Genomic DNA, 22,547 nt, shown 5'->3' with positions numbered 1-22,547 from the left:
CGGTTGCAGTGGCTTTGTTTCGGAAAACTAGGTGGAACATCGATGAGTGTCAACCCCCGATCCGGGGGCCCCGGCAAGCGTTTGCCGCAGGCCTTCGGAGGTCAGGGTGGAATTGCGGATAGGCCGGTAGCCTCGGCTCGCGATATAGGCGGATCCGGAAATTTCAGTTCCGCGATCCTCGCTACGGCCTTGTATCGGCAGTCAATAGATCGACTTATGTAAATGCGCTAGGACGAATGCGCAAAGCGTCACCGGTTCGTGGTTCGGTCGCCGCGAGGGCCGCGCACGCCTCCGGCCAGCAGGTGTGTCACCGAAGCCGTTCTCGTCGCGTCGCGGGGCCGAGCTCGGTGACCGAAAGCGCACGCGGCGTCAAGCACGCCGAATGCGCGTCGGGCGAGGTGCTCCGGGTGTGCTCGGAAAGCGCGGGAAGTGTGCCGTTACCGTTGCGAAACGCGTCCGTAATTCGCGGCGACGGCCGCCTCGCCGGATGCGCCGGAGCGGGTTTGCACGGTTGCGGAGGTCGGCTCGGCCGGCCGGCCGGCTCGTGCCCCGCGTCCCGCCGGCGCGCCGGCGCCGGTGTCCGGCCGGTGCCGAAGATACTTATGAACCTCGATATTTAGGCCATCGATCCGACGGGGATGGGGGCCGGCGACGAAAGAATTTGCACGTTTTCCATCGACATGGTGTAACTCCGTTGTAATCAGTCACCACTAACTTGCATCTCGAACGTGATCTATCTATCCGAATACATCGAAGCCAAGAGACGTGTCGTACCCGACCCCCTCAACGCGCCGCCACACGAAGCGGGAGTCCGATGAGTGCTGCCCTTGATCCGAATCGACTGGTCCTCGCCGTAACCGGGGGTGTCGGCCTGGCGCCCAGCCAGCACGTCCTCGCCGCGGCCGCCCGAGCGGGTGCCCTGGCGGTGTTCGACCTGGCCGAGGGTGACGCCTGGACGCTGCGCTCCCTGGCGCAGACGGCCCGCCGGGTCACCGGTCTCGGTGTGCGTGTCACCGCCGACTGCGCCGCGACCCCGGCCGACCTGACCCGGCTGGCCGGCGAGGCCGTGCGGGTGCTGCTCCTGGCGGCGAACGGCCCGTGGGCGGTCGCCGACCTGGTCGACCGCTACGAGGTCCTGGTCGAGGTCACCAGCGTCACCGAGGCGCGCGACGCGGTCGCCGCCGGTGCCGCCGGACTCGTCGCGCGGGGAATGGAGTCCGGCGGCCGGGTCAGCGATCTGAGCGCGTTCGTCCTCTTGCAACAGTTGGTGACCGAGTTCGACGTGCCCGTCTGGGTGGCCGGCGGCATCGGTCCACGGACGGCGGTGGCCTCGATCGTCGGCGGCGCGGCGGGCGTCCTGCTCGACACCCAGCTCGCGCTGTTGTCAGAGTCCATAGTGGCGGACGACGTGGCCGGTCTGTTGCGGCGGATGGACGGCACCGAGGTGGTGTCCGAAGGCGAGCGGCGCGGGCTGCGTCTCGGGCCGGCCCTGCTGCCGATCGGCCAGGACGGCTGGCTCGCCCGCGACTTCGCCGACCGGTGGAGCGACACGGCGTCAGCGGTGCGCGGCGTCAGCGGCGCGGTGCTCGACGCTCTGAAGCATGCCGACGGGGGCGACAGCCTGCGGCCCGGCGCACCGCTCGCCGAGGCGCTCGGCGTCCGGATCCCGGTCGCGCAGGGCCCGATGACCCGGGTCAGCGACGTGGCGGGCTTCGCCGCCGCGGTGGCCGAGGCGGGCGCCCTGCCGTTCATCGCGCTCGCGCTCGCCGGCGGCGAGCAGACCCGCCGGATGCTGCTCGAGGCCCGGGCCACGCTCGGTGACCGGCCCTGGGGCGTCGGGGTGCTCGGCTTCGCACCCGAGGCGGTGCGGGCCGCGCAGATCGAGGCGATCCACGAGATCAAGCCGCAGGTCGCGATCATCGCGGGCGGCCGACCCGCCCAGGCCGCCGACCTGGAGGCGGTCGGCATCAGTTCGTTCCTGCACGTGCCCTCACCGGGGCTGCTGCGGCAGTTCCTGCGGGCCGGCTCCCGCAAGTTCATCTTCGAGGGCGCCGAGTGCGGCGGCCACGTGGGCCCGCGCACCAGCTTCCCGCTCTGGGAGGCCCAGCTGGCCGTGCTCGAGGAGTTCCTCGACGAGCAACCCACCGAGGTCGCCGCCGAACTGCAGATCTTCTTCGCCGGCGGGATCCACGACGAGCGGTCCGCGGCCATGGTGGCCGCGATGACCGGCCCGCTCGCCCGGCGCGGCGCCAAGGCCGGCCTCCTGATGGGAACGGCCTACCTGTTCACCGCCGAGGCGCTCCGGCACGGCGCGATCCAGCCGCTGTTCCAGCAGCGGGCCATCGAGGCGACCGGGACCGCCCTGCTCGAGACCGCTCCGGGGCATGCGACCCGGTGCCTGAAGTCGGACTTCGTCGACGACTTCCGCGAGCTGCGCACGTCGCTCGAGGGCGCGGGGGTGGCCAACCGGGCGGTCTGGGAGCAGCTCGAACAGCTCAACGTGGGCCGGCTGCGGATCGCGAGCAAGGGGCTGCGCCGCGACGGCGACGCGCTCGTCGAGGTGGACGCCGCCGGGCAGGCCGCCGACGGGCTCTTCATGGCCGGCCAGGTGGCCGTGCTCCGGCACGCCGCCACCACCGTCGAGCAGCTGCACACCCAGGTCAGCTCGGGGGCCGCCGGGCTGCACGCGGAACGGGTCGCGGCCCTGCGAGTCGGCCTCGGCCTGGACGAGTCGCCCGAACCGCCGGCCGCGGCGCCGCTCGACATCGCGATCGTCGGCATGGCCTGCGTGTTCGCCGGCTCGCCCGACCTGGCCGGCTACTGGCAGACCATCCTGGGCGGCGTCGACGCGATCACCGAGGTGCCGACGCAACGCTGGGACCCGGACACCTATTACGCGCCGCAGATCGGGCCGGGCGAGACCGGGCGGTACTCGGTCTCGCGGTGGGGCGGCTTCATCGACCCGGTCCCGTTCGACGCCATCAGGTACGGCATCCCCCCGGCCGCGCTGGCCACCATCGACCCGACCCAGTTGATCGCCCTGGAGATCTCGGCCCGAGCCCTGACCGACGCGGGCTACCCGTACGACGGGGGCGTCGACCACTCGAGAACCGGCGTCGTCTTCGGCTCCGAGGAGGGCAGCGACCTCAGCCACGCGATCAACCTGCGGACGCTGTTGCCGGCCTACTTCGGCGAGGTGCCGGCCGGCCTGATCGACGAGCTGCCGGAGATCACCGAGGACACCTTCCCGGGCGTGCTGGCCAACGTGACCGCCGGCCGCATCGCCAACCGCCTCGACCTCGGCGGCCCCAACTTCACGGTCGACGCCGCCTGCGCCTCGTCGCTCGCCGCCCTCGACTCGGCCTGCAAGGAGTTGAGCACCGGCGCCAGCGACATGATGATCTGCGGTGGTGCCGACCTGCACAACGGCATCAACGACTACATCATGTTCACCTCCGCCCACGCGTTGTCCCCGACCGGCCGGTGCCGCACCTTCGACAGCACGGGCGACGGCATCGCGCTCGGCGAGGGGGTCGCGGCCGTGGTGCTCAAGCGGCTCAGCGACGCCGAACGCGACGGCGACCGGGTGTACGCGGTGATCAAAGGGATCGGCGGCGCCAGTGACGGGCGGGCACTGGGCCTGACCGCCCCGCGCCCGGACGGGCAGCGCCGAGCCCTGGACCGGGCCTTCGCCGTCGCGGGTGTCTCGCCGGCCCAGGTCGGGCTCGTCGAGGCGCACGGCACCGGCACGGTCGTCGGCGACCGTACCGAACTGGAGACCTTGACCAAGGTCTTCACCGAGTCCGGGGCGGAACCGGGCGGTACGGTGCTCGGCTCGGTCAAGTCGCAGATCGGGCACACCAAGTGCGCCGCGGGCATGGCCGGGGTGATCAAGGCGGCACTGGCCCTGCACACCGGGGTACGGCCGCCGACGCTGCACCTGAGCCGGCCCAACCCGGCGTGGAGCGCGCAGCGGAGCCCGTTCGCGTTCAACACCGAGCCGCGCCCGTGGGGAGTCCCGGCGGCCGAGCGGCTGGCCGGCGTCAGCGCGTTCGGGTTCGGTGGCACCAACTTCCACGTGGTGCTGGGCGCGCACGCGCCGACCGCGGATCCGCAGCACGCGCGCCAGCAGTGGCCCGCCGAGCTGTTCCTCTTCCGGGGCGCCGACCGGGTGGCCGCTCGCGGCGCGGTCGGCAAGCTGCTGGACAAGATCGCCGCCAACCCCGCCGCCCGGCTGCGCGACCTGGCCGCCGAGGCGTCCCGCGGCGCCGACGCCCGCAGCGGCAAGGTTCGCATCGCGGTGGTCGCCGAGGACGTGTCGGACCTGGTCGGTCTGCTGCACCGGGCGCTCGCCGGCGACCACGCCCCGCGCCTCGGCCTGATCCAGCCGGAAGAGGCGGACGCGGAGCCGGGCAAGGTCGCGTTCCTCTTCCCCGGGCAGGGCAGTCAGCGGCCGGGCGCGCTGTCCGACCTGTTCGTCACGTTCCCGCACCTGAACCAATATCTGGGGCTGGGCCGCGAGTGGGTGCCGCAGATGTTCCCGCCGGCCGCCTTCGACGAGGAGACCGGCCAGGAGCACGCCGACCGCCTCCGGGACACCCGGGTCGCGCAACCGGTCCTCGGCGTGTGCGGTCTCGCCGTCGACCACCTGCTGCGCGATTTCGGTGTCCGGCCCGACATGGTGGGCGGCCACAGCTACGGCGAGCTGGTCGCGCTGTGCACCGCCGGCGCCTTCGACCCGGGCACCCTGCTCGGACTGAGCCGGGACCGGGCCGCGGCGATCCTGACCGCCGCCGGCGACGACCCGGGCACGATGGCCGCCGTCAACGGCACCGCCGAGCAGATCACCGAGGCGCTGACCGCGGCCGGCCTGGCCGACGAGGTGACGCTCGCCAACCGCAACGCCCCCACCCAGATCGTGATCTCGGGGCGGACCGAGTCCGTCGAGCGGGCCGTCACCGTCCTCACCGAGGCCGGACTGCGGGCCCGGCGCATCCCGGTCGCCTGCGCCTTCCACAGCCCGGTCGTGGCCGATGCCACCGAGTCCTTCGCGGCCACCCTCGCGAGCCACCAGGTCCACGCCCCGGGGCTGCCGGTGTGGTCCAACCACACCGCGAAGCCCTATCCCACGACGGCCGCCGACGTGCGTGCCGGCCTGGCCGCCCAGATCGGTGCCCCGGTCCGCTTCGTGGAGCAGATCGAGGCGATGTACGAGGCGGGCGCCCGGGTGTTCGTCGAGGCGGGTCCGGGCCGGGTGCTCAGCGGCCTGGTGGACGCGGTGCTCGGCGACCGCCCGCACCTGAGCGTGGCGCCCGACGGCCGGTCCGGCGACGGCGTACGCGGCCTGCTCGTCGCCGCCGCCGAACTGGCCTGCGCCGGGCTCCCGGTCGACACCGGCTGGCTGTTCCGCGGCCGGGCCACCGGCGGGCCGGCGGACGTCCCGCGGCCGAACCGTCCCACCTGGACGGTCGACGGCCAGCTCGTCCGGGACCGTGACGGCAAACATCTGACCGGTGGAGTGAATCCGCCCCGGCGAATCGAGGTACTCACGATGTCCGCGTCCCACTCCGCCCCGGGCGGCGGCCACGACAGCCGTGGCGAACTGGTGAGCGACTTCCTGCGAACCAGCCGCGAACTGATCGCGACCCAGCGCGACGTGCTCCTCGCCTTCCTCGGCGAACAGCCGGCCGGCGGCCGGCTCGTCTGGCAGGACGACGAGCCCCCGCTGCGCTCCCTCGAGCGGCCCGCCGCCCCCGCGCGGACGGTCGACCGGCCGCTCTCGCCGGCCCCCGGGCCGGCGCTGCTCGGCTCGCCGACGGTGGCCGAGACCGAGGCGGTCTTCGAGTCACCCGCCGCGGCGGCGGTGGACGTGCGGGCCGCGGTGCTCTCGGTGATCAGTGACCGGACCGGCTATCCGGAGGAGCTGATCGAGCTCGACCTCGATCTGGAGGCGGACCTGAGCGTCGACTCGATCAAACGAGCCGAGGTGGCCGGTGAGGTCGCCAACCGGCTGGGCCTGTCGGTCGACGGCCCCGAAGGGGAGCTGGAGGAACTGGTCAAGGCGCGGACCGTGCGCTCGATGGTGTCCTGGTTGGACACCCGGGTCAACGGCGAGGCCGGCCCGGAGGTGGCGCCCGTCCCTTTCGTGCCTGAGGCCGCGGCGGAACAGTCGCCGACGGCCGCCGGCATCGCCCCCCGGCGCATGATCAACGGTTGGGCGCCCGCCCCGGCGGGCGCGTCCCGCCTGGACCTCACCGGTGCGCGGTTCCTCATCACCGGCGCCGCCACGGTGGCCGCCCCGCTCGCGGACGCGCTTGCCGAGCTGGGCGCGTCGGGCGTGATCGCGCCGACCGGAGCCGAGCCCGCCGATCCCGGCCCGGCCGGTTTCGACGGCATCATCGTCCTCGACGGACTGACCGGCACCGCACCGCTCCTGCCGGCCGCCTTCGGCTTTCTCAAGGCGGCGCTGGCGGCCGGTCCGCGCTGGCTCCTGGCGGCCGGCCCGGCGGGCGGCAGCATCGGCACGGATGGCATGCCGGGCTTCTTCCGGACCGTCGCCCGCGAATACCCGCAGGTCGTCGCGCGCTACGTCGAGCTGGAGTCCGACCCGGACGCCGCCGACGTGACCCGGCTGCTGATCGAGGAGATCGGCGACGGGACCCCGGCTCCGATCGTGCGCCGAGGCGCCGGTGACCGGCTGGCCGAGGTGCTCACCCCGGTGGGGCTCGGCATGCTTGCCGACGGGGGCGCCGGGCCGGCCGGGGACGGGGTGAGCGAGGCGCGCGCCATCGGCCTCGACGCGGACTCGGTGGTCGTGCTGATCGGCGGGGCCCGCGGCATCACGCCGTGGTTCGCCCGCACCCTGGCCGGTGCCGCCCGCTGCCGGCTCGAGCTGGTGGGGCGTACGCCGTTGCCGCAGACCGACGAGGATCCCGAGCTGGGCGCGGCGCACGACCCGGTCGCGCTGCGGGGCGTCCTGGCCCGGCGGGGGATGCGGTCGCCGGCCGAGATCGACCGCACCGCGTCGGCCGTTCTCGCCGCCCGCGAGGTCGCCGCGACCATCGCCGAGCTCACCGAACTGGGTGCGCAGGTGCGCTACCACACTCTCGACGTGCGGGATGACGAGGCCACGCACCGGCTCATCAAGCAGATCCAGGACACCCACGGACGAATTGACGGAGTTGTCTACGCTGCCGGCATCATCGAGGACAAGCTGATCGCCGACAAGGACCCGGCCTCGTTCGAGCGGGTCTTCCGCACCAAGGTCGACGGTGCCCGGTCGGTGCTCGACGCCCTCGAGGCGGCCGGTTCCGCACCGCTTTTCACGGTGATGTTCGGCAGCATCGCGGCGGCCTACGGCAATCGCGGGCAGAGCGACTACGCCGCCGCCAACGACGCTCTCGGCACGCTCGCCGCGCGCTGGGCACACCGGTCGGGCGGCCGGGCCCTGACCGTGCACTGGGGACCGTGGGCGCCGGTCGGGAACCACGGTGGCATGGTGACCGCCGAGCTGACCGCCGAGTACGGCAGGCGGGGCATCGACCTGATCGACCCGGAGGAGGGCGCGCTGAGCCTGCTCCGCGAGCTGGCCTGGGGTGATGCCGCGGTCGACGCGGTCGTGCTGACGGCGTCGGGCTGGTAACCGGCTGATGGAACCGATCGCGATCGTGGGGATGGCGGCGCTCTTCCCGGGTGCCGCCGACCTCGACGAGTACTGGCAGAATCTTCGTACCGGCCGGGACGCCATCACCGACGTGCCGACCGACCGCTGGGACGCCGAGTTCTACGATCCGGACCAGGCGCACCGGCCCGACCGGGTCTACTGCCGGCGGGGCGGCTTCGTCGACGAGAACGCCACGTTCGAGCCGCTGAAGTTCGGCATGATGCCGAACTCGGTGGGTGACATCGAACCGGACCAGTTGATCGCGCTCGAGGTGGCCGCGGCCGCGATCGCCGACGCGGGTGGGCCGGCCCGGCTGCCCGACAGCGACCGGATCGGGGTCATCCTCGGCCGGGGCGGTGTGCTGAGCCCCGCCCAGTCGCGCTACACCCAGCGCGTACGCATGTCCAATCAGGTCCTCGGGGTGCTTCGCGAGCTCGTCCCGCAGCTCGACGAGGATCAGTTGGAGAAGATCCGCTCGACTTTCGACGAGCGGCTCGGCAAGCACCAGCCCGAGGGCACCATCGGTCTGGTACCCAACCTCGCGGCCTCCCGGGTGGCGAACCGGCTCAACCTGCGCGGCCCGGCGTACACGATCGACGCCGCCTGCGCCTCCTCGCTGCTGGCCGTCGACCAGGGCGTCGCCGAACTCGCGGCGGGGCGGCTCGACGCGGTGCTCGCCGGCGGCGTCCACCATGTCCACGACATCAGCTTCTGGTCGGTGTTCAGCCAGCTCAAGGCGCTGTCCCGGGCGGGCGTGAGCCGGCCGTTCGACGCCGCGGCCGATGGTCTGCTCATCGGTGAGGGAACCGGCATGGTGGTGCTCAAGCGGCTGGCCGACGCCGAGCGCGCCGGGGACCGCGTCTACGCCGTGATCCGGGGCATCGGCACCTCCAGCGACGGCCGTTCGGCGAGCATGTTCAACCCCGCCAGCTCGGGGCAGGTCCTCGCGCTCCGCCGGGCCTGGGCGGACGCCGGTCTCGACCCGACCGCCCCGGACGCGCTGGGGCTCATCGAGGCGCACGGCACCGGCACCCCGACCGGTGACGCGGCCGAGCTCACCACCCTCGCCGAGGTGTTCGGGCCGCCGGCCGGCACCGAACCGGTGGTGATCGGCTCGGTGAAGTCGATGATCGGCCACACCATGCCGGCCGCCGGGATCGCCGGACTGATCAAGGCCACCCTGGCCGTGCACCACGCCACCCTGTTGCCGACCCTGCACTGCGGTAACCCGCGTACCGAGATGGCCCGCACCCGGTTCGCGCCGATCGACGCCGCCCGCGAGTGGCGGAGCACGGGCCCGCGCCGGGCCGCCGTCAACGCGTTCGGGTTCGGCGGCATCAACGCCCACGTGATCATCGAACAGTACGAGCCGCCCGCGCGGGTCTCGGTCACCGAGCCCGACCGGGTGGTCTGGCTGGCCGCCCCCGACCACGAGGCGCTGTCGGTCATGCTCGACCGGGACGCCACCGAGCTGCGCCGGCTGCCGACTCCCACCGGCACCGGGCCGGCCCGGATCGGCATCGTGGACCCGAGCGACCAGCGCCTCGGTGTCGCCCGCAAGATGGTGGCCCGCGGCCAGAGCTGGCGGGGCGGCCGGGACATCTGGTTCACGCCGCGACCGCTGCTCGGCCCGGGCGGCGGCAAGCTGGCCTTCGTCTTCCCCGGCCTGGAGGCCGAGTTCGCGCCCCGGGTCGCCGACGTCGCCGACCACTTCGGCCTGCCCTACCAGGACTGGGTGCCGTCCGACCTGGGCCAGCACGGCTCCGGTCTGGTCGAGGTCGGCCGGGTGCTCGACCACGCCCTGCGGGCCATCCGGATCCGCCCCGACGCGGTCGCCGGGCACAGCATCGGCGAGTGGACCGCCGCCGTGGTCAGCGGTCAGATGAGCACCCAGGGCGTAGCCGCGTTCCTGCGGGCGTTCGACGCCGGTTCGGTGGAGGTCGCGGGTTACGCGTTCGCCGCGATCACCGCGCCCGCGCACACCGTCACGCCGGTGCTCGCCGGTTATCCCGGTGTGGTGCTGACGCACGACAACGCGCCCACCCAGTGCGTGATCAACGGACCCCGGCCGCAGGTGCAACGGCTCGTCGACCAGCTCCGGGCCGACAAAGTGCTGTGCCAGCTGCTGCCGTTCCGGTCCGCCTTCCACACGCCGGTCTTCGCCGAAGGGCTGCAAGCCATCACCTCGGCGATCGGCAAGTGGGAGGTCGGGCCGACCGAGGTGCCGGTCTGGTCGGGTCTGCTCGCCGCGCCGTTCCCGGACGACCCGGACCAGGTGAACGAGATCTTCGCCCGGCACATGGTCGAGCCGGTCCGGTTCCGGCAGACCGTGACGGCCATGCACGACGCCGGCATCCGGGTCTTCCTGCAGGTCGGCGCGGGCCAGCTGGCCTCGCTGATCGACGACGTCCTGCGTGATCGGGAGCATCTCGCGGTGCCGGTGAACCTGTCCCGCCGCGACGGGCTCAACCAGCTTCGCCGGGTGGCGACGGCGCTGTGGGTGGACGGCGGCGACCCCGATCTCGGCGCGCTCGACGCGCCGGCCACCGGTCGCCCGGCGGCCCGCCACCAGGGCAGCGGCGTGGTGGTCCCGACCGGTCAACGCGGTCCCGCGGTGCGGCTGAACCTGGCCGACCCCCTGGTGAAACTGGGGCTGGGCGCGGCCGAATCGCTTGGTGGCGGCCGGCCGTCGGCGCCCCCGCCGCTCACCGACGACGCCCGCCACCGGGCGCTGACGGCGCTCGATCGGCTCGCCGGGAAGTCGAGCGCGGCGGCCGAGCTGGCGGCGCTGCTGGCCGAGACCGCGGACCACGCGGTCGCGGTGATCGACGCGGCGAACGCGCCCCGCCCCGCCCCGACCCGCACCGCCCCGACCCGCACCGACCCGACCCGCACCGACCCGACCCGCACCGACCCGTCGGTCGCGCCGGGACCACCCTCGCCGGTGACGTCGAGCCTGCCGGTCTCGCTGGCCACCATGCCGTACCTGATCGATCACTGCTTCTTCGTCCAGCCGGCGGACTGGCCGACGGTCGAGGACCGCCGCCCGGTCGTCGCCGCCACCACCATCGTGCAGTTCATGATGGACTTCGCCGGGCGGGCCGCGGGGGACCGGCGCGTCGTCGGGGTGCGGGAGGCGAAGTTCAACCGCTGGCTGCTGGCCGAGCCCGCGGTCGAGGTCGAGGTCACCGTGCGCCACGTCGCCCCGGACGTCCTGGCCGTCGAGCTGGGCCAGTACGCCCGCGGCCTCGTGGACCTGGCCCCCGGCTACCCGGCCGAGGCCCCGGCTCGGTGGACGCACGACCCGGCCACCGAACGGCCGCCCACCACCAGCGCCGCCGAGATGTACACCGAGCGCCTGATGTTCCACGGCCCGCAGTTCCAGGGCGTCACCGCGATCCATGCCCTCGGCGACCGGCACGTCCGCGGCACCGTCACCCAGCCGCGGGCCCCGGGCGCCCTGCTCGACAACGCGCTGCAGACGATCGGGAACTGGCTGATCACCACGCAGCCGCTGCGGACCGTGGCCCTGCCGGTGGAGTTGCGCCACATCCGCTTCTTCGGGCCGCCCCAGCCGGCCGGCACCCGCTTCGAGACGGTGGCCCGGATCCGCTCCATCGACGACCGGGAGCTCGTCGCCGATCTGCAGCTGTGGCTCGACGGCCGGGTGTGGGCGCAGATCGACGGCGCCGTCGACAGGCGTTTCGACACCGACCCGGCGACCCGCCCGGCCGAGCGGTTCCCCGACCGGTACGCCCTGTCGGTCCGGCACGAGAGCGGGTTCGCGATCGCGTTCGACCGCTGGAGCGACCCGGTGACCCGGGGGATGACCGCGTTCAGCATCCTCGGCACCGAGGCGAACGCCGAGTACGAGCGGATGATGCCGGCCCGGCGCCGGCAGTGGCTGCTCGGCCGGATCGCCGCCAAGGACGCCGTCCGCTTCCAGCAGCAGGATGCCGGACTGGGCGGGATCTATCCGATCGAGGTGGCCATCACCAACGACGCCACCGGCCGGCCCGAGGCGCGCGTACGCCCCGGTCGTGGCCTGCTGGAGTGCGACGTGTCGCTGGCGCACTGCGCCGAGGTCGGCGTGGCCCTCGCCGTGCCGCGCGGCGCGGGTGCGCCGGGCATCGACGTCGTCGAGGTCACCGACCGGGCCGAGACCACCCATCAGTACGCCCTGACCGCCGGCGAGCGGGAGTTGCTCGACCGGCTGGGCGGCGACCGCGCCCTCTGGTTCGCCCGTTTCTGGGCGGCCAAGGAGGCGGTCGGCAAGTCGCTGGGCACCGGCCTGGACGGCGCGCCCCGCAAGTTCGTCGTCACCGGCGCCGACCTCGACGTGGCGGTCGGCGACCTGCTCCACCGGGTCGAGCACACCGAGATCCAGAACCCTCCGGGCCTGCCCGACCGCCGGTACGTCGTGGCCTGGACCCGGGGCCAGTCACATCCCATCGAGAGCTGAGGACGCTCATGCCTGCCGACAAGACCGTGATCCGCGCCGACATCGAAGCCATGCTGCGTGCCGTGCTGGGCGACTTCGGGACCGACCTGCCGATCGAACTCGACAGCACCTTCCGCGACGACCTCGGGATGGAGAGCCTCGACGTGGTGTCACTGGCCGGGCGCCTGCAGAGCCGGTTCGGCGACTCGGTGAACTTCGCCCAGTTCGTCGCCGGGCTCGACGTCTCCTCGATGGCCGAGCTCAAGGTCGGCGACCTCGTCGACTTCGTCACCCGCTCACTCGACCAGGTTCCGGCGGCCTCATGACCCTCGTACGCGTCAACGGGGTCACCCTGCACGTCGCGGAACTGCCGCCGGTCGCCGGGGACGACATGGAGCCGCCGACCGTGGTTCTGGTGCACGGCATGGCCGGCGACAACCTGGCCAGCTGGTACCTGACCATGGCGCATCCACTGGCCGCGAGCGGCCTGCGGGTGCTGATGTACGACCTGCGCGGGCACGGCCGCAGCGACCGCCCGGCCCGGGGCTACGCCCTCGACGACTTCGCCGACGACCTCGAGGGCCTGCTCGACCACTGGGGCGTCACCGGCCGGGTGCATCTGGTCGGGAACTCGTTCGGCGGCACGGTCGCCTTCGCCTACGCGCTGCGTCACCCGGACCGGGTGGCCGGCGTCGTGGCGATCGACTCGGCGCCGCCGATGCCGGAGTGGTTCGCCCGGATGTCGGCCCGGCTGACCCGGGCCGGGGCCGACCCGGGCCGGGTGGGCGCCGGCGCGGCCTTCGCCCGCCGGCTGCGTGACGTGCGGCGGCTGCTGTCGGAGACCGAGATCGTCGCGGAACTGCCGGCCAGCCGGCTGCCCGCGCCGGCCGAGTTCGCCGCGCTGACCTGCCCGGTGCTCTGCCTCTACGGCCGGGACTCCCGCGTCCGTGAGCTCGCCGGCCGGACCGAGCAACTGCTGCCCCAGGCCCGCTCCGTCGTGCTGGACGGGGCCGGCCACTCGGTGCTCATCGAGCGCACCGCCGAGGTGCGCGGGCACCTCTTGACCTGGCTGCGGGACACCGCGCCGTTCGTCACCACCGGTTCCGAGGGGGAACGCCATGGATAGGGCCATCATTCTGAGCAACGGCAGATGCGGGTCCACGCTGCTGTCCGACCTGATCGTCGAGGAGCCGGAGACCTGCTCGGTCCAGGAGTTCTTCACGTCGATCGCGCCGTGGCCGCGGAGTCAGGCCGTGCTCACCGGCGCCGAGTACTGGGCCATGCTGGCCAGCCCCAAGACCGAGCTGGCGGTGCTGTTCCGGCTCGGCGTCCCGCCCAAGGAGGTCCGCTACCCGCCGACCGGCCGGTGGGCCGACGACATGATGTCGTTGCCGCGGGTGCTGGCGATCACCCTGTGCAAGCTCACCGACGATCCGGACGCGCTCTTCGACGCCCTGGCCGAGCGGGTGCCGGGTTTCCCCGCCCAGTCCGTGCCGCGGCACCACGAGGCCTTCATGGACCTGCTGGCCACGATGCTGGGCCGCAAGCGGTGGGTCGAACGTTCCGGCGGGTCCACCCAGTGGGCGACCTCGCTGCTGGCCGACCACCCCGGCGCCAAGTTCGTCTACCTGACGCGCAACTGGGCCGACACCGCCAAGTCGATGAGCCGGCACTCGTCCTTCCAGCTCGTGCAGATGCGGGTGGAGACCCAGGCCCGTTACGGCATCGACCCGTTCGACCTCGAACCGGGCGCGTCCGTGCCCGCCGCGGTGGAGCCGTTCCGGCCGGAGAAACTGACCGTCGAGGCCCTGCGCGAGCGCGGCGCCGACGTGAAGCGCTATGTCAGCCTGTGCGCGTTCCTGAGCAGCAAGGCGGAGCAGGCGCTCACCGACGATCCGCCGCGGGAACTGCTGCGCATGCGGTACGAGGACCTGCTCCAGGACCCGGTGGGCGAGCTCACCGGGCTGGGCCACTTCCTCGACTTCGCCGACCCGGCCGGCTGGGCCGAGCGCGTCGCTCCCCGGGTGGTCGACCCCACCCGGCAGAGCGTGGCCGCGAGCTGACCGACGTGTCGGCGGACGGCGCTGGTTTGCACTCGATCGAAAGGAAATGTTCGTGAGGATAACGTTCACCCCCCGGCTGCGGAGGGTGGCGACGGCGACAGCGGCGGTGCTGCTGCTCGCGTCCGGAGGACTGGTAGTCCAGGACACCTCGGCCATGGCCGGTCCGGCTCGGGACACGGCCCCGAAAGCGGCCCCGAAAGCGGCCCCCAAGCCGGCGTCCAAACCGGCCCCGAAGCCGGTCGCCGCGAAGGACCTCTACAAATTCACCCGGCTCGCCAAGGCCAAGCCCGACGAGTGCTTCAACGGCATCGGTCAGTCCTACTCCGCCGGCCCGCCCTGCAAGACCGGCAAACCCAAGGTCAATCAGGCGTACGTCTGGGGCCTGACCCAGGTCGGCCCGACCATCTGGTTCGGCACCGGGGCCAATGTGCACTGCCTGGTCAGCGGCGCGACGTTGCAGTACGTGAACCCCTCGGCCAACGACAACTGGGTGTGCGAGTTCGGCAGCAGCCGGACCCTGACCACGGACACCACGATCCCGCCGTACCTCGGTGACATGCGGCCGCCGGAGGTGTGGACCTACGACACCGGAACCAAGAAGTCGGTGAACATGTCGGCCCAGATCCGGGCCAAGTCCGCCGACGACGCCGCGCGGCTGGACCACACCGTCGGGCTGCGCGCCGCCGGCAACTTCGGCGGGGTCGTCCTGTTCGGCGGCCCGGCGATCGGCAACACGCTCAACATGTTCGCGTTCGACGCCACCACCAAGCAGTTCCTCGGCTCGAAGAACTTCACCGAGTACGGCAACATCCGGACGTTCCTGGTCGCCGACAACGCCCTGTACCTCGGCATCGGCATCGGCCGTAACGGCACCGCCGGCGGCGGCGTGCTGCGCTGGACCGGCAGCGTCAGCAGCCCGTTCGACTTCGTCAACATCGCGGCCCTGCCGGTGCAGGCGGCCGACCTCACGGTCAGCGGTGGCCGGATCGTGGCGACCAGCTGGCCGCTGGCCCAGGCGACCAGTTCGCTCGGCCTGGCCGGGCTGTGGATGAGCCCGAAGCTCGCCGACGGCGCGCCGGGTCTCAACCCCGAGGACGCCAACGGTTGGACCCAGGTCTGGAACGTCGGCCAGTACGAGCCGGACAGCGTGATCGCCGGCACCTACGGCGGTGGCGGCATCGCGGCCACCGACGGTTACGTCTACTGGGGAACGATGCACGTTCCGATGAAGGCGGCTCAGGTGATGGCGAGCAAGTACCCGCCCGCGAACGATGCCGCCCGCAAGGACCAGCTGCTCAACGCCAACCGGGCGGTGAGCATCTGGCGGGCCAAGGACCTCGGCCTGCCGACCCAGAAGATCGAGATGTTGTACGGCGAGACCGCCCTGCCGGTCTACGACCCGACGACCGCGAAGTGGTCCAAGAAGTCGACGAACTACAAGCCGGTCTACGGCAAGTCCGGCTTCAACAACGTGTTCAACAACTACACGTGGCGGATGACGGTCGTCGACGGGAAGGTGTTCGTCGGCACGATGGACTGGAGCTATCTGGTCAAGGATCTGATCGCGATGGGCAACCCGGCCCCGTCCGCCGGCAAGTCCGGCAAGCAGGCGAACGCCGGGTCGGACCTCGTGAAGGCGGCGTCGAAGGTCGACGGCTTCGGTGGTGACCTCTGGGTCTTCTCGTCCGGCAGCACGGCCGCCGAGCCGGTCGACACCAAGGGCCTGGGCAACTACCTGAACTACGGCGTACGCAACATGATCCCCAACGGCCGGGGTGGTCTCTACCTCGGCATGGCCAACCCGATGAACCTGCGCACCGACCCGACCGACAGCCGTCCCGAGGGCGGCTGGGAGTTGCTCGAGATGACCAAGCGCTGATCGGCGTCCGCGGCAGGGGGCGGGCCGGAATCCTGGCCCGGCCCTTGCCGCGGGTTGACGGAACTCGAACATTCGAAGAGGACGGTGGCCCGGTGAGACGACGAGTCCTGGCATTGGCGACCCTGCTCCTGATCACCGGCTGCACGCCGCGCGGCGACCGGGGCACCGAACCGAACCCCGGCCCGACGTCGTCGGACGTCGCCGTCGGTCGATCCACCGGCGCGCTGACCGTCGACGGGCAGCAGCGCACCTACCGCGTCTATCGTCCCGCGGACCTGACCGGTCCGGCCCCCCTGGTGCTGGTCCTGCACGGGGCGGCGGGCACCGGCCGGCAGGCCGAGGAGTCGTACGGCTGGGACGCCGAGGCGGACAGCGGGAAGTTCCTGGCGGTGTTCCCCGACGGGGTCCGCCGCACCTGGAACGTAGACCCGGACTGCTGTGGTGAGGCGGCCGCCCAGAACGTCGACGACATCGGCTTCCTGACGCGGCTCGCCGGTTCCTTCGGTGGACTCGTCGATCAGAAGCGGATCTACGCCACCGGCATCTCCAACGGCGCGATGATGTCGTACAGGCTGGCCTGCGACACCAAGGTCTTCGCCGCGATCGCCCCGGTCTCGGGGACGATGATCAACAAGTGTGCCGGTCCGGCGCCGCTGTCGATCCTGGCGATCCACGGCACGGCCGACCGGACCATCCCCTACAACGGCGGGCCCGGCAAACGCGACAACGAGGGGGCCGGCGCGCGCCGGCCCGCCAAGATCGACGGTCCGGCGATCCCGGCGCTGATGGCCACCTGGCGCTCGGTGGACGGTTGCCCGGCGCCCCAGAGCACCACCGCGGGTTCGGTGACCACGTCGACCGCCACCTGTCCGAGCGACCGCACGATCGAGCTCATCACCATCGCCGGGGCCGGTCACCAGTGGCCGGGCGGCCGGGAGGCGCCGATCGCCCAGAAGGCGCTCGGCCTGGACGCCCCGTCCACCGCGCTGCAGGCGACGCCGACGATCTGGAAGTTCTTCGCCGACCACCCACGGGGCTAGCCACCGTTTCCTCGCCCGGCCGGTGAACCGCCTCGGGTCCGGATGCGTACTCCACAGTGGATGTCGATAGGTCCGCCTCTCACCCAGAGGACTTGTCCGTCATCTGCCCGATTGAGGTCGCATGCGAAGAAAACCGAGGTCCATCCGCTCGAAGATAGTCCTTGCTCTGCTGGTGCCGGTGATCGCGCTGACCGGGCTGTGGGTGCTCGACGTCCAGGCTTCGTTCGCCGACGCGACGGCGCTGCGCGATACCTACAGCACCCGGGACAACGTGAGCCTGCCGTGCGATCGGATGGTGGCCGCCCTGCAGCGCGAGCGCAGCCAGGCGGCGGAGTTCGTGGCCACGCCGGGCGGCGACCCCGGCGCTGTGCGGGCCCAGCGGGCGGCGACGGACGCGGCGATCGCACAGTTCCGGGACCTGTCCCGGCACTACCGCGGGCGAGGGGTCTCGGCCGAGATCACCCGAGCCCGGTTCGCCGACATGGCCACCAGCCTCGACTCCCTGGTCCTGGCGCGGGCCCGGGTCGACGCCGGGGACGCCACCCTGACCGCGGTGCTCAGCGACTACACCGACATCATCGGGTCCGCGTTCAGCGTGTCCAACGCGGCCGCGACCTCCAGCGATCCGCTCGTGGAACGGGTCATGCGCACCATGATCGCCATGCGCCGGGCCGGTGAGCTGCTCTACCAGGAGGACGCGCTGGTGACCGGCGCGACCACGGCGGGCCGGTTCGGCGCCGGCGAATATCTGCAACTGATCCAGATCGCCGGGGCGCTGCGGTTCCAGATCCCGACTGCCGGCTCCACCCTGCCGGCCCCGGACCAGGCGCTTTTCCGCAGCATGCTCAGCGGACCCGCGTTCACCGCGTTGCGGTCGGCCGAGGACCAGGTGATCGCGAATGGGCGGACCGGCGGGCCGGTCGGGATCACCAAGGAGGTCTGGAAGGCCACCTCGACACTGGCCCTCGGGCAGCTGTTCGCCTTCCTGGCGGATGGCTACGACCACGCGGTCACCTTCGCCAAGCAGGCCCGCGACCGGATCCTGCTGCGCTTCGGCGTCTCCGGCATGCTCGGCCTGATCGCCATCGTGGTCTCGCTGGTGCTCGCCGTGCACATCGGCGGCTCGGTCGTCCGCCGGCTTTCCCTGCTCCGCAACGCGGCCACCGAGCTCGCCCGGCAACGACTGCCGGAGCTGGTCCGGCGGTTGCGGGCGGGTGAACGCATCGACGTCGACGGCGAGGCACTGCGCCTGCGCCTGGGCGACGACGAGATCGCGCAGGTCGGTGCCGCGCTCACCGACGTGCACCGCAGCGCGGTCGAATCGGCGGCCGGGGAGGCGAGTCTGCGCTACGACATGAACAAGGCCCTGGTCAACGTGGCCCGGCGCAACCAGGCGCTGCTGGACCGCCAGCTCGAGGCACTCGGGCCGGCCCGCGGGGCGGAGGTCCGCGCCTACCAACTGGCCGTCCGGATGCGTCGGCATGCCGAGCACCTGGTCATCCTCGCGGGCGCGGCCCGCAGCCGGCGTGGTCTCGGCGCCGAGCGGCTCGCCACCGTCCTGGCCCGGGTGGCCGGCGAGACGGAGCACGCGGAACGGATCACGATCGGGCCGGTGGTGGCCGCCGAGGTGTCCGGACACGCCGTCACCGACCTCGGTCATCTGACCGGTGAGCTGCTGGAGAACGCCCTCACGTTCGCCGCGCCGGAGACGGCGGTGCGCCTGTCGGCCCGGCCGTCACCGGACGGCGTCGTGGTGGAGATCGAGGACCGGGGGATCGGGATGTCGAGCGCCGCGATCGAGGAGACGAACCGCAGACTGGCGCAGCCGGGGGAGTTCGACCCCGCCGACAGTGCCCGGCTCGGCCTTTTCGTGGTGGCGACCCTGGCCGCCCAGCACGGGATCACGGTCCGGCTCGGCCCCGCCGCCGGGGGTGGTATCCGGGCGGTGATGACCCTGCCCGAGGCCGTTGCCGCGCCGGCCGACGACGGGGCTGCGGAGGCCGCCGGGGCGCGCCGCTCGGACGCGTCCCGGCTCGTCGGGATGGCGGTCCGGGCCGGCCGGCGCCCTCGGCACGCGGCGGCACAGTCGGATTCGGTGCGGTGACCGGAACGGCCCGGCCGGCCTGAGCCGGCCGGGCCTCGCGATCAGGACAGGCCGCAGGCCGCCCCGTTGAGGGTGATCAGCTCCGGTGCGGGGTTCGGTCCGCCCGGGGTGGTGGCGTTGAAGCCGAAGTACACCGTGGCCCCAGGCTGGATGCGCTGGTTCGTGGTGGTGTTGCGGGCCGTCACCGTGGCGCCGGCCTGAGCGGCATCGGCCGACCACGCCTCGCGCAGGCGCTGACCGCCGAGGAAGGCGAAGCGCACCGCCCAGCCGTCGATGGCCTTGGTGCCGGTGTTGGTGACGGCCAGTTGCGCGGTGAACCCGCTCTTGTCGGCCCAGTCGCCGTAGTCGGTGTAGCTGGCCCGGCACGACGCCGCCGGAGCGGGATCGGCCTTGCCCTGGTCGGCCAGGAACGACGCGACCCAGGCGAGGGCGGAGTTCCAGTTGATGGCGACCTCGTTGGTGGCATAGGACTCGATATCGTCGACGTAGCAGAACATCGGCTTGCACCCGGTGAGCAGGTCCTTCGCGAACGGGTCGTCCAGCCCGGCGTTCGCGCCGCCGGCCAGCGAGCCGGCCGGCGGGTGCGGCAGCGCGGCGTCCTTCTCGTGGGCGAAGATCCGGGTGTGCTGGTTCTGCGAGGCCTTCTCGCCCCAGCCGGTGACGTACGACTGGTTCAGCGCGTTACGGCCGAAGATGTAGTCGACGCCCTGCACCGCTCCGTCGCGGTACTTCGCCGCCCCGGTCAGGTCGAACGCGGTCGCCAGCACCTGGACGTTGTTGAGGATGTTGCTGTTGCCGCCCCAGAAGTAGCTGCCCGCGTTGCCCGGCATCGGCAGCCCGTACGCCTGGGTGGCCAGGGTCGCCAGGTAGTTGTCGGCGGCGGTGACCACCGACTGGCGGACCCGCTGACGGTCGGCGGCCGGCAGTGCGCTCGGCACCGTGGCCAGGTCGAGCCGGCCCAGGGCGGCGGTGCTGCCCCAGCCGAAACCGGTGGCCGCGAAGACGTCGCCGGTGTGGTGCTTCGACGCGGTCACGTCGGCCAGGAACGGCGCCTCGCCGGTGCTCAGGTACATCTCGGCGGCGGCCCAGTAGAACTCGTCGGAGACGTCGTCGTCGCCGTACCCGCCGCCGCCACCACCCAGGTCCTGCGCGATCTTCGCCGGGTTGGCCTTGGCCGCGGCGTACGCGGTGCGGGCGGAGCTGAGCAGCTTGGCCGAGAAGGCCGCGTCGTACGGTGCGAACAGCCGGGCCCCCTGGGCCGCGGTGGCCGCCAGGTTGAGCGTGGCCGCCGTCGACGGCGGCTGCAGCTCGCGCTGTTCGGGGTCGTTCTGGGGCTGCATCGGGATGCCGGTCCAGTTGGCGTCGTGCATCTTGTGGTGGGCCATCCCGGCGAACGGCTTGCCGGCCGGGACCTGCATGCGCATCAGGAACTCGAGTTCCCAGCGGGCCTCGTCGAGGATGTCGGGAACCTTGTTGCCGCGCTCGGGCACCCGCAGCGTGCTGTCGGCCAGCCCGGCCCCGTGCGCGGCGGTGACCGCGGTCTTGGTGCGTTCGAAACTGCTCAGCAGCTGCTGGACGGCGATGCCGCCGTTGACCACGTACTTGCCCTGGTCGCCGGCGTCGTACCAGCCGCCGCGCACGTCCAGCCGGTAGTCGCAGGTGTTGGCGCGGCACGGCACGTCGGTGTCGCCCTTGTTGGGGGCCACGCCGAGATGCCCGGCCGGCCGGGCGTACTGCTCGCCGACCAGGTTGCCGTCGATCGCGATGCCGCTGCGCTGGATGTAGAAGAACTGCAGGGCGTCCGACCGGAGCTGCTGGTAGACGGTGCTCGAGAGGTCGAACGGGTGGCTGGTCTGCCCGTCGGCGACGAGCGTGTAACCGGTGCCGGCGGTGGTGTAGGCGGAGAAGTCGATGCTGTGGACGTTCTGGCCGGAGGCGGCGTCCACCCCGCGCGGGGTGCTGCGGCCCGACTTGACCACGGTCCCGGCAGCGTTCTTGAGCTGCCAGTCCAGTGCCGTGGTGGCGTCCGTGACCAGGGTCGCGTTCTTGGGCCCGCCGGGCAGGTAACCGACCTGGTTGACCCGGACCCGCGGCCCGGTCTCCGGCACGTACGGCGGCTTGCCCTCGCCGCCGATCAACGACACGTTGTCCAGGCACAGCCGGTATTCCGCGGCGGCCCCGCCGACCTGGAAGGCGACCTGACCCGCGGTGGTGTCCTCGGGCGCGGTGAACGTGTATTCGAGGTGCTGCGCGGTCGCGGTCAGCGCAACGTCACGGCTCAGATACGACGTGTACGGGTCGGCCCCGAGCTGGACCGTGGCCCGCACGGTGGCGCCCGGGGTGGCGGTGGCGTCGAACGACAGCTTGTACGACGAGCCGGCCTTCAGCGCGACATTGTTCTGCCCGATGCCCGCGTCCCAGGGGTTGGCCAGCCCGGCCGGGACGGTGGCGCACAGCCGGCCGTCGTCGGCCCCGGTCGCCGTGGTGCCGTAGGAGTACCAGCCCGAGGTGCCGTCGGCGAAGTCGCCGTTCTCCAGTTGCTCGGGACCGGCCGGCGGCGCGGCGACATCGCTGGTGAGCGAGACGTCGTCGAGGCAGAAGGTGAACGCCTGGGCGCTCCCGCCGAGCTGGAACGTCAGGGTGCCGTCGGCGGCGTCGAGGCCGGAGGTGAAGGCGTACTCGAAGGTCTGCGTCTCGGTGGTCAGCGCGACCGCTTTGGACAGGGCCGTGGTGTACGGCGCCTCGTTGATCTGCACGTTGGCCCGGATCGTCACCGGCGTGCTGGCGTGGGCGCGGAAGCTCAGCGCGTAGGCGGCGCCGTCGGCCAGCGGGATGTCGTTGTGGCCGAGGCTGACGTCCCAGGCGTTGGTGGTGCCGGCGGGGATGTCGGCGCAGAGTTGCCCGCCGGTGGCGGCGATGGGCGCGTTGTCGGTGGACCACCAGCCGGTCGTCCCGGTCGTGAAGTCGCCGTTGGGGATGTGCTGCGTCGGTTCGGCCGAGGCCGGCTGAACCGTCAGGGACGTCAGCGCCAGCGTGGCCGCGGCGGCGACCGAGGTCAGCAAGGTGACCCGCCTACGCAGGTGTGGAGTCACGGAGGTTCCTTCCAAACTTCGCGGAACGGTGTGGGACGGGGCTGTGGGAGCGCTCCCACCAGGGTCATTGTTACCAACGGATAACGTCGAGTCAATCGACCTGCATGGATAGAGCACCGTAACGCTTTTCCAGCGGAACAGTGGGATTCGTTTTCCGGGAGCCGCCTCCGGCCCCGGTCGCCGGACCGCCGGTAATGCGTTACCGTTCGAAGAACATCAATGTCCTAATCCCTTAAGAAGGCTCGCATGAATGCGCGGAGTGCAC

9 protein-coding genes are annotated in these 22,547 nt (G+C 72.3%); 8 read left to right on the top strand and 1 reads right to left on the bottom strand.

Translation table 11 applies throughout. From position 1 onward, the window contains the following. Window positions 1–814: 814 nt before the first annotated feature. The 8 genes from Afe05nite_RS40615 (at window position 815) to Afe05nite_RS40580 (ending at window position 19,190) form a co-directional block, all read left to right on the top strand. Window positions 815–7,642 (top strand): type I polyketide synthase, encoded by a 6,828-nt coding sequence (locus Afe05nite_RS40615; RefSeq protein WP_203822677.1) that lies wholly within the window; start codon window positions 815–817, stop codon window positions 7,640–7,642. A 7-nt stretch (window positions 7,643–7,649) separates the two neighbouring features. After that, window positions 7,650–12,125 (top strand): type I polyketide synthase, encoded by a 4,476-nt coding sequence (locus tag Afe05nite_RS40610; RefSeq protein ID WP_203822676.1) that lies wholly within the window; start codon window positions 7,650–7,652, stop codon window positions 12,123–12,125. Between the two features lie 8 nt (window positions 12,126–12,133). Beyond that, on the top strand, window positions 12,134–12,430 hold the full coding sequence (locus Afe05nite_RS40605) for an acyl carrier protein (protein WP_203822675.1): 297 nt from the start codon (window positions 12,134–12,136) through the stop codon (window positions 12,428–12,430). Beyond that, window positions 12,427–13,230 (top strand): alpha/beta fold hydrolase, encoded by an 804-nt coding sequence (locus Afe05nite_RS40600; RefSeq protein WP_203822674.1) that lies wholly within the window; start codon window positions 12,427–12,429, stop codon window positions 13,228–13,230. The genes Afe05nite_RS40605 and Afe05nite_RS40600 overlap by 4 nt, the downstream gene beginning before the upstream one ends. Further along, window positions 13,223–14,167: a sulfotransferase family protein gene (locus tag Afe05nite_RS40595; RefSeq protein ID WP_203822673.1), complete on the top strand. Its 945-nt coding sequence runs from the start codon at window positions 13,223–13,225 to the stop codon at window positions 14,165–14,167. Before Afe05nite_RS40600 ends, Afe05nite_RS40595 begins: the two co-directional genes overlap by 8 nt. Before the next feature lie 52 nt (window positions 14,168–14,219). Continuing rightward, complete coding sequence (locus Afe05nite_RS40590; protein ID WP_239118576.1) at window positions 14,220–16,046, top strand: hypothetical protein; 1,827 nt, start codon at window positions 14,220–14,222, stop codon at window positions 16,044–16,046. 92 nt (window positions 16,047–16,138) lie between these two features. Beyond that, complete coding sequence (locus Afe05nite_RS40585; RefSeq protein WP_203822672.1) at window positions 16,139–17,086, top strand: extracellular catalytic domain type 1 short-chain-length polyhydroxyalkanoate depolymerase; 948 nt, start codon at window positions 16,139–16,141, stop codon at window positions 17,084–17,086. A gap of 121 nt (window positions 17,087–17,207) precedes the next feature. Further along, window positions 17,208–19,190, top strand: coding sequence for a sensor histidine kinase (locus tag Afe05nite_RS40580; protein ID WP_203822671.1), 1,983 nt, complete (start codon window positions 17,208–17,210; stop codon window positions 19,188–19,190). A 41-nt stretch (window positions 19,191–19,231) separates the two neighbouring features. On the opposite strand, the gene Afe05nite_RS40575 is transcribed toward Afe05nite_RS40580, so the two are convergent. Beyond that, window positions 19,232–22,282, bottom strand: coding sequence for a glycoside hydrolase family 9 protein (locus tag Afe05nite_RS40575; protein ID WP_203822670.1), 3,051 nt, complete (start codon window positions 22,280–22,282; stop codon window positions 19,232–19,234). Between the last annotated feature and the right edge of the window lie 265 nt (window positions 22,283–22,547).

This window comes from Paractinoplanes ferrugineus, assembly GCF_016862195.1.
Classification (GTDB): domain Bacteria; phylum Actinomycetota; class Actinomycetes; order Mycobacteriales; family Micromonosporaceae; genus Actinoplanes; species Actinoplanes ferrugineus.
This window is presented reverse-complemented; position numbering and strand designations above follow the sequence as displayed.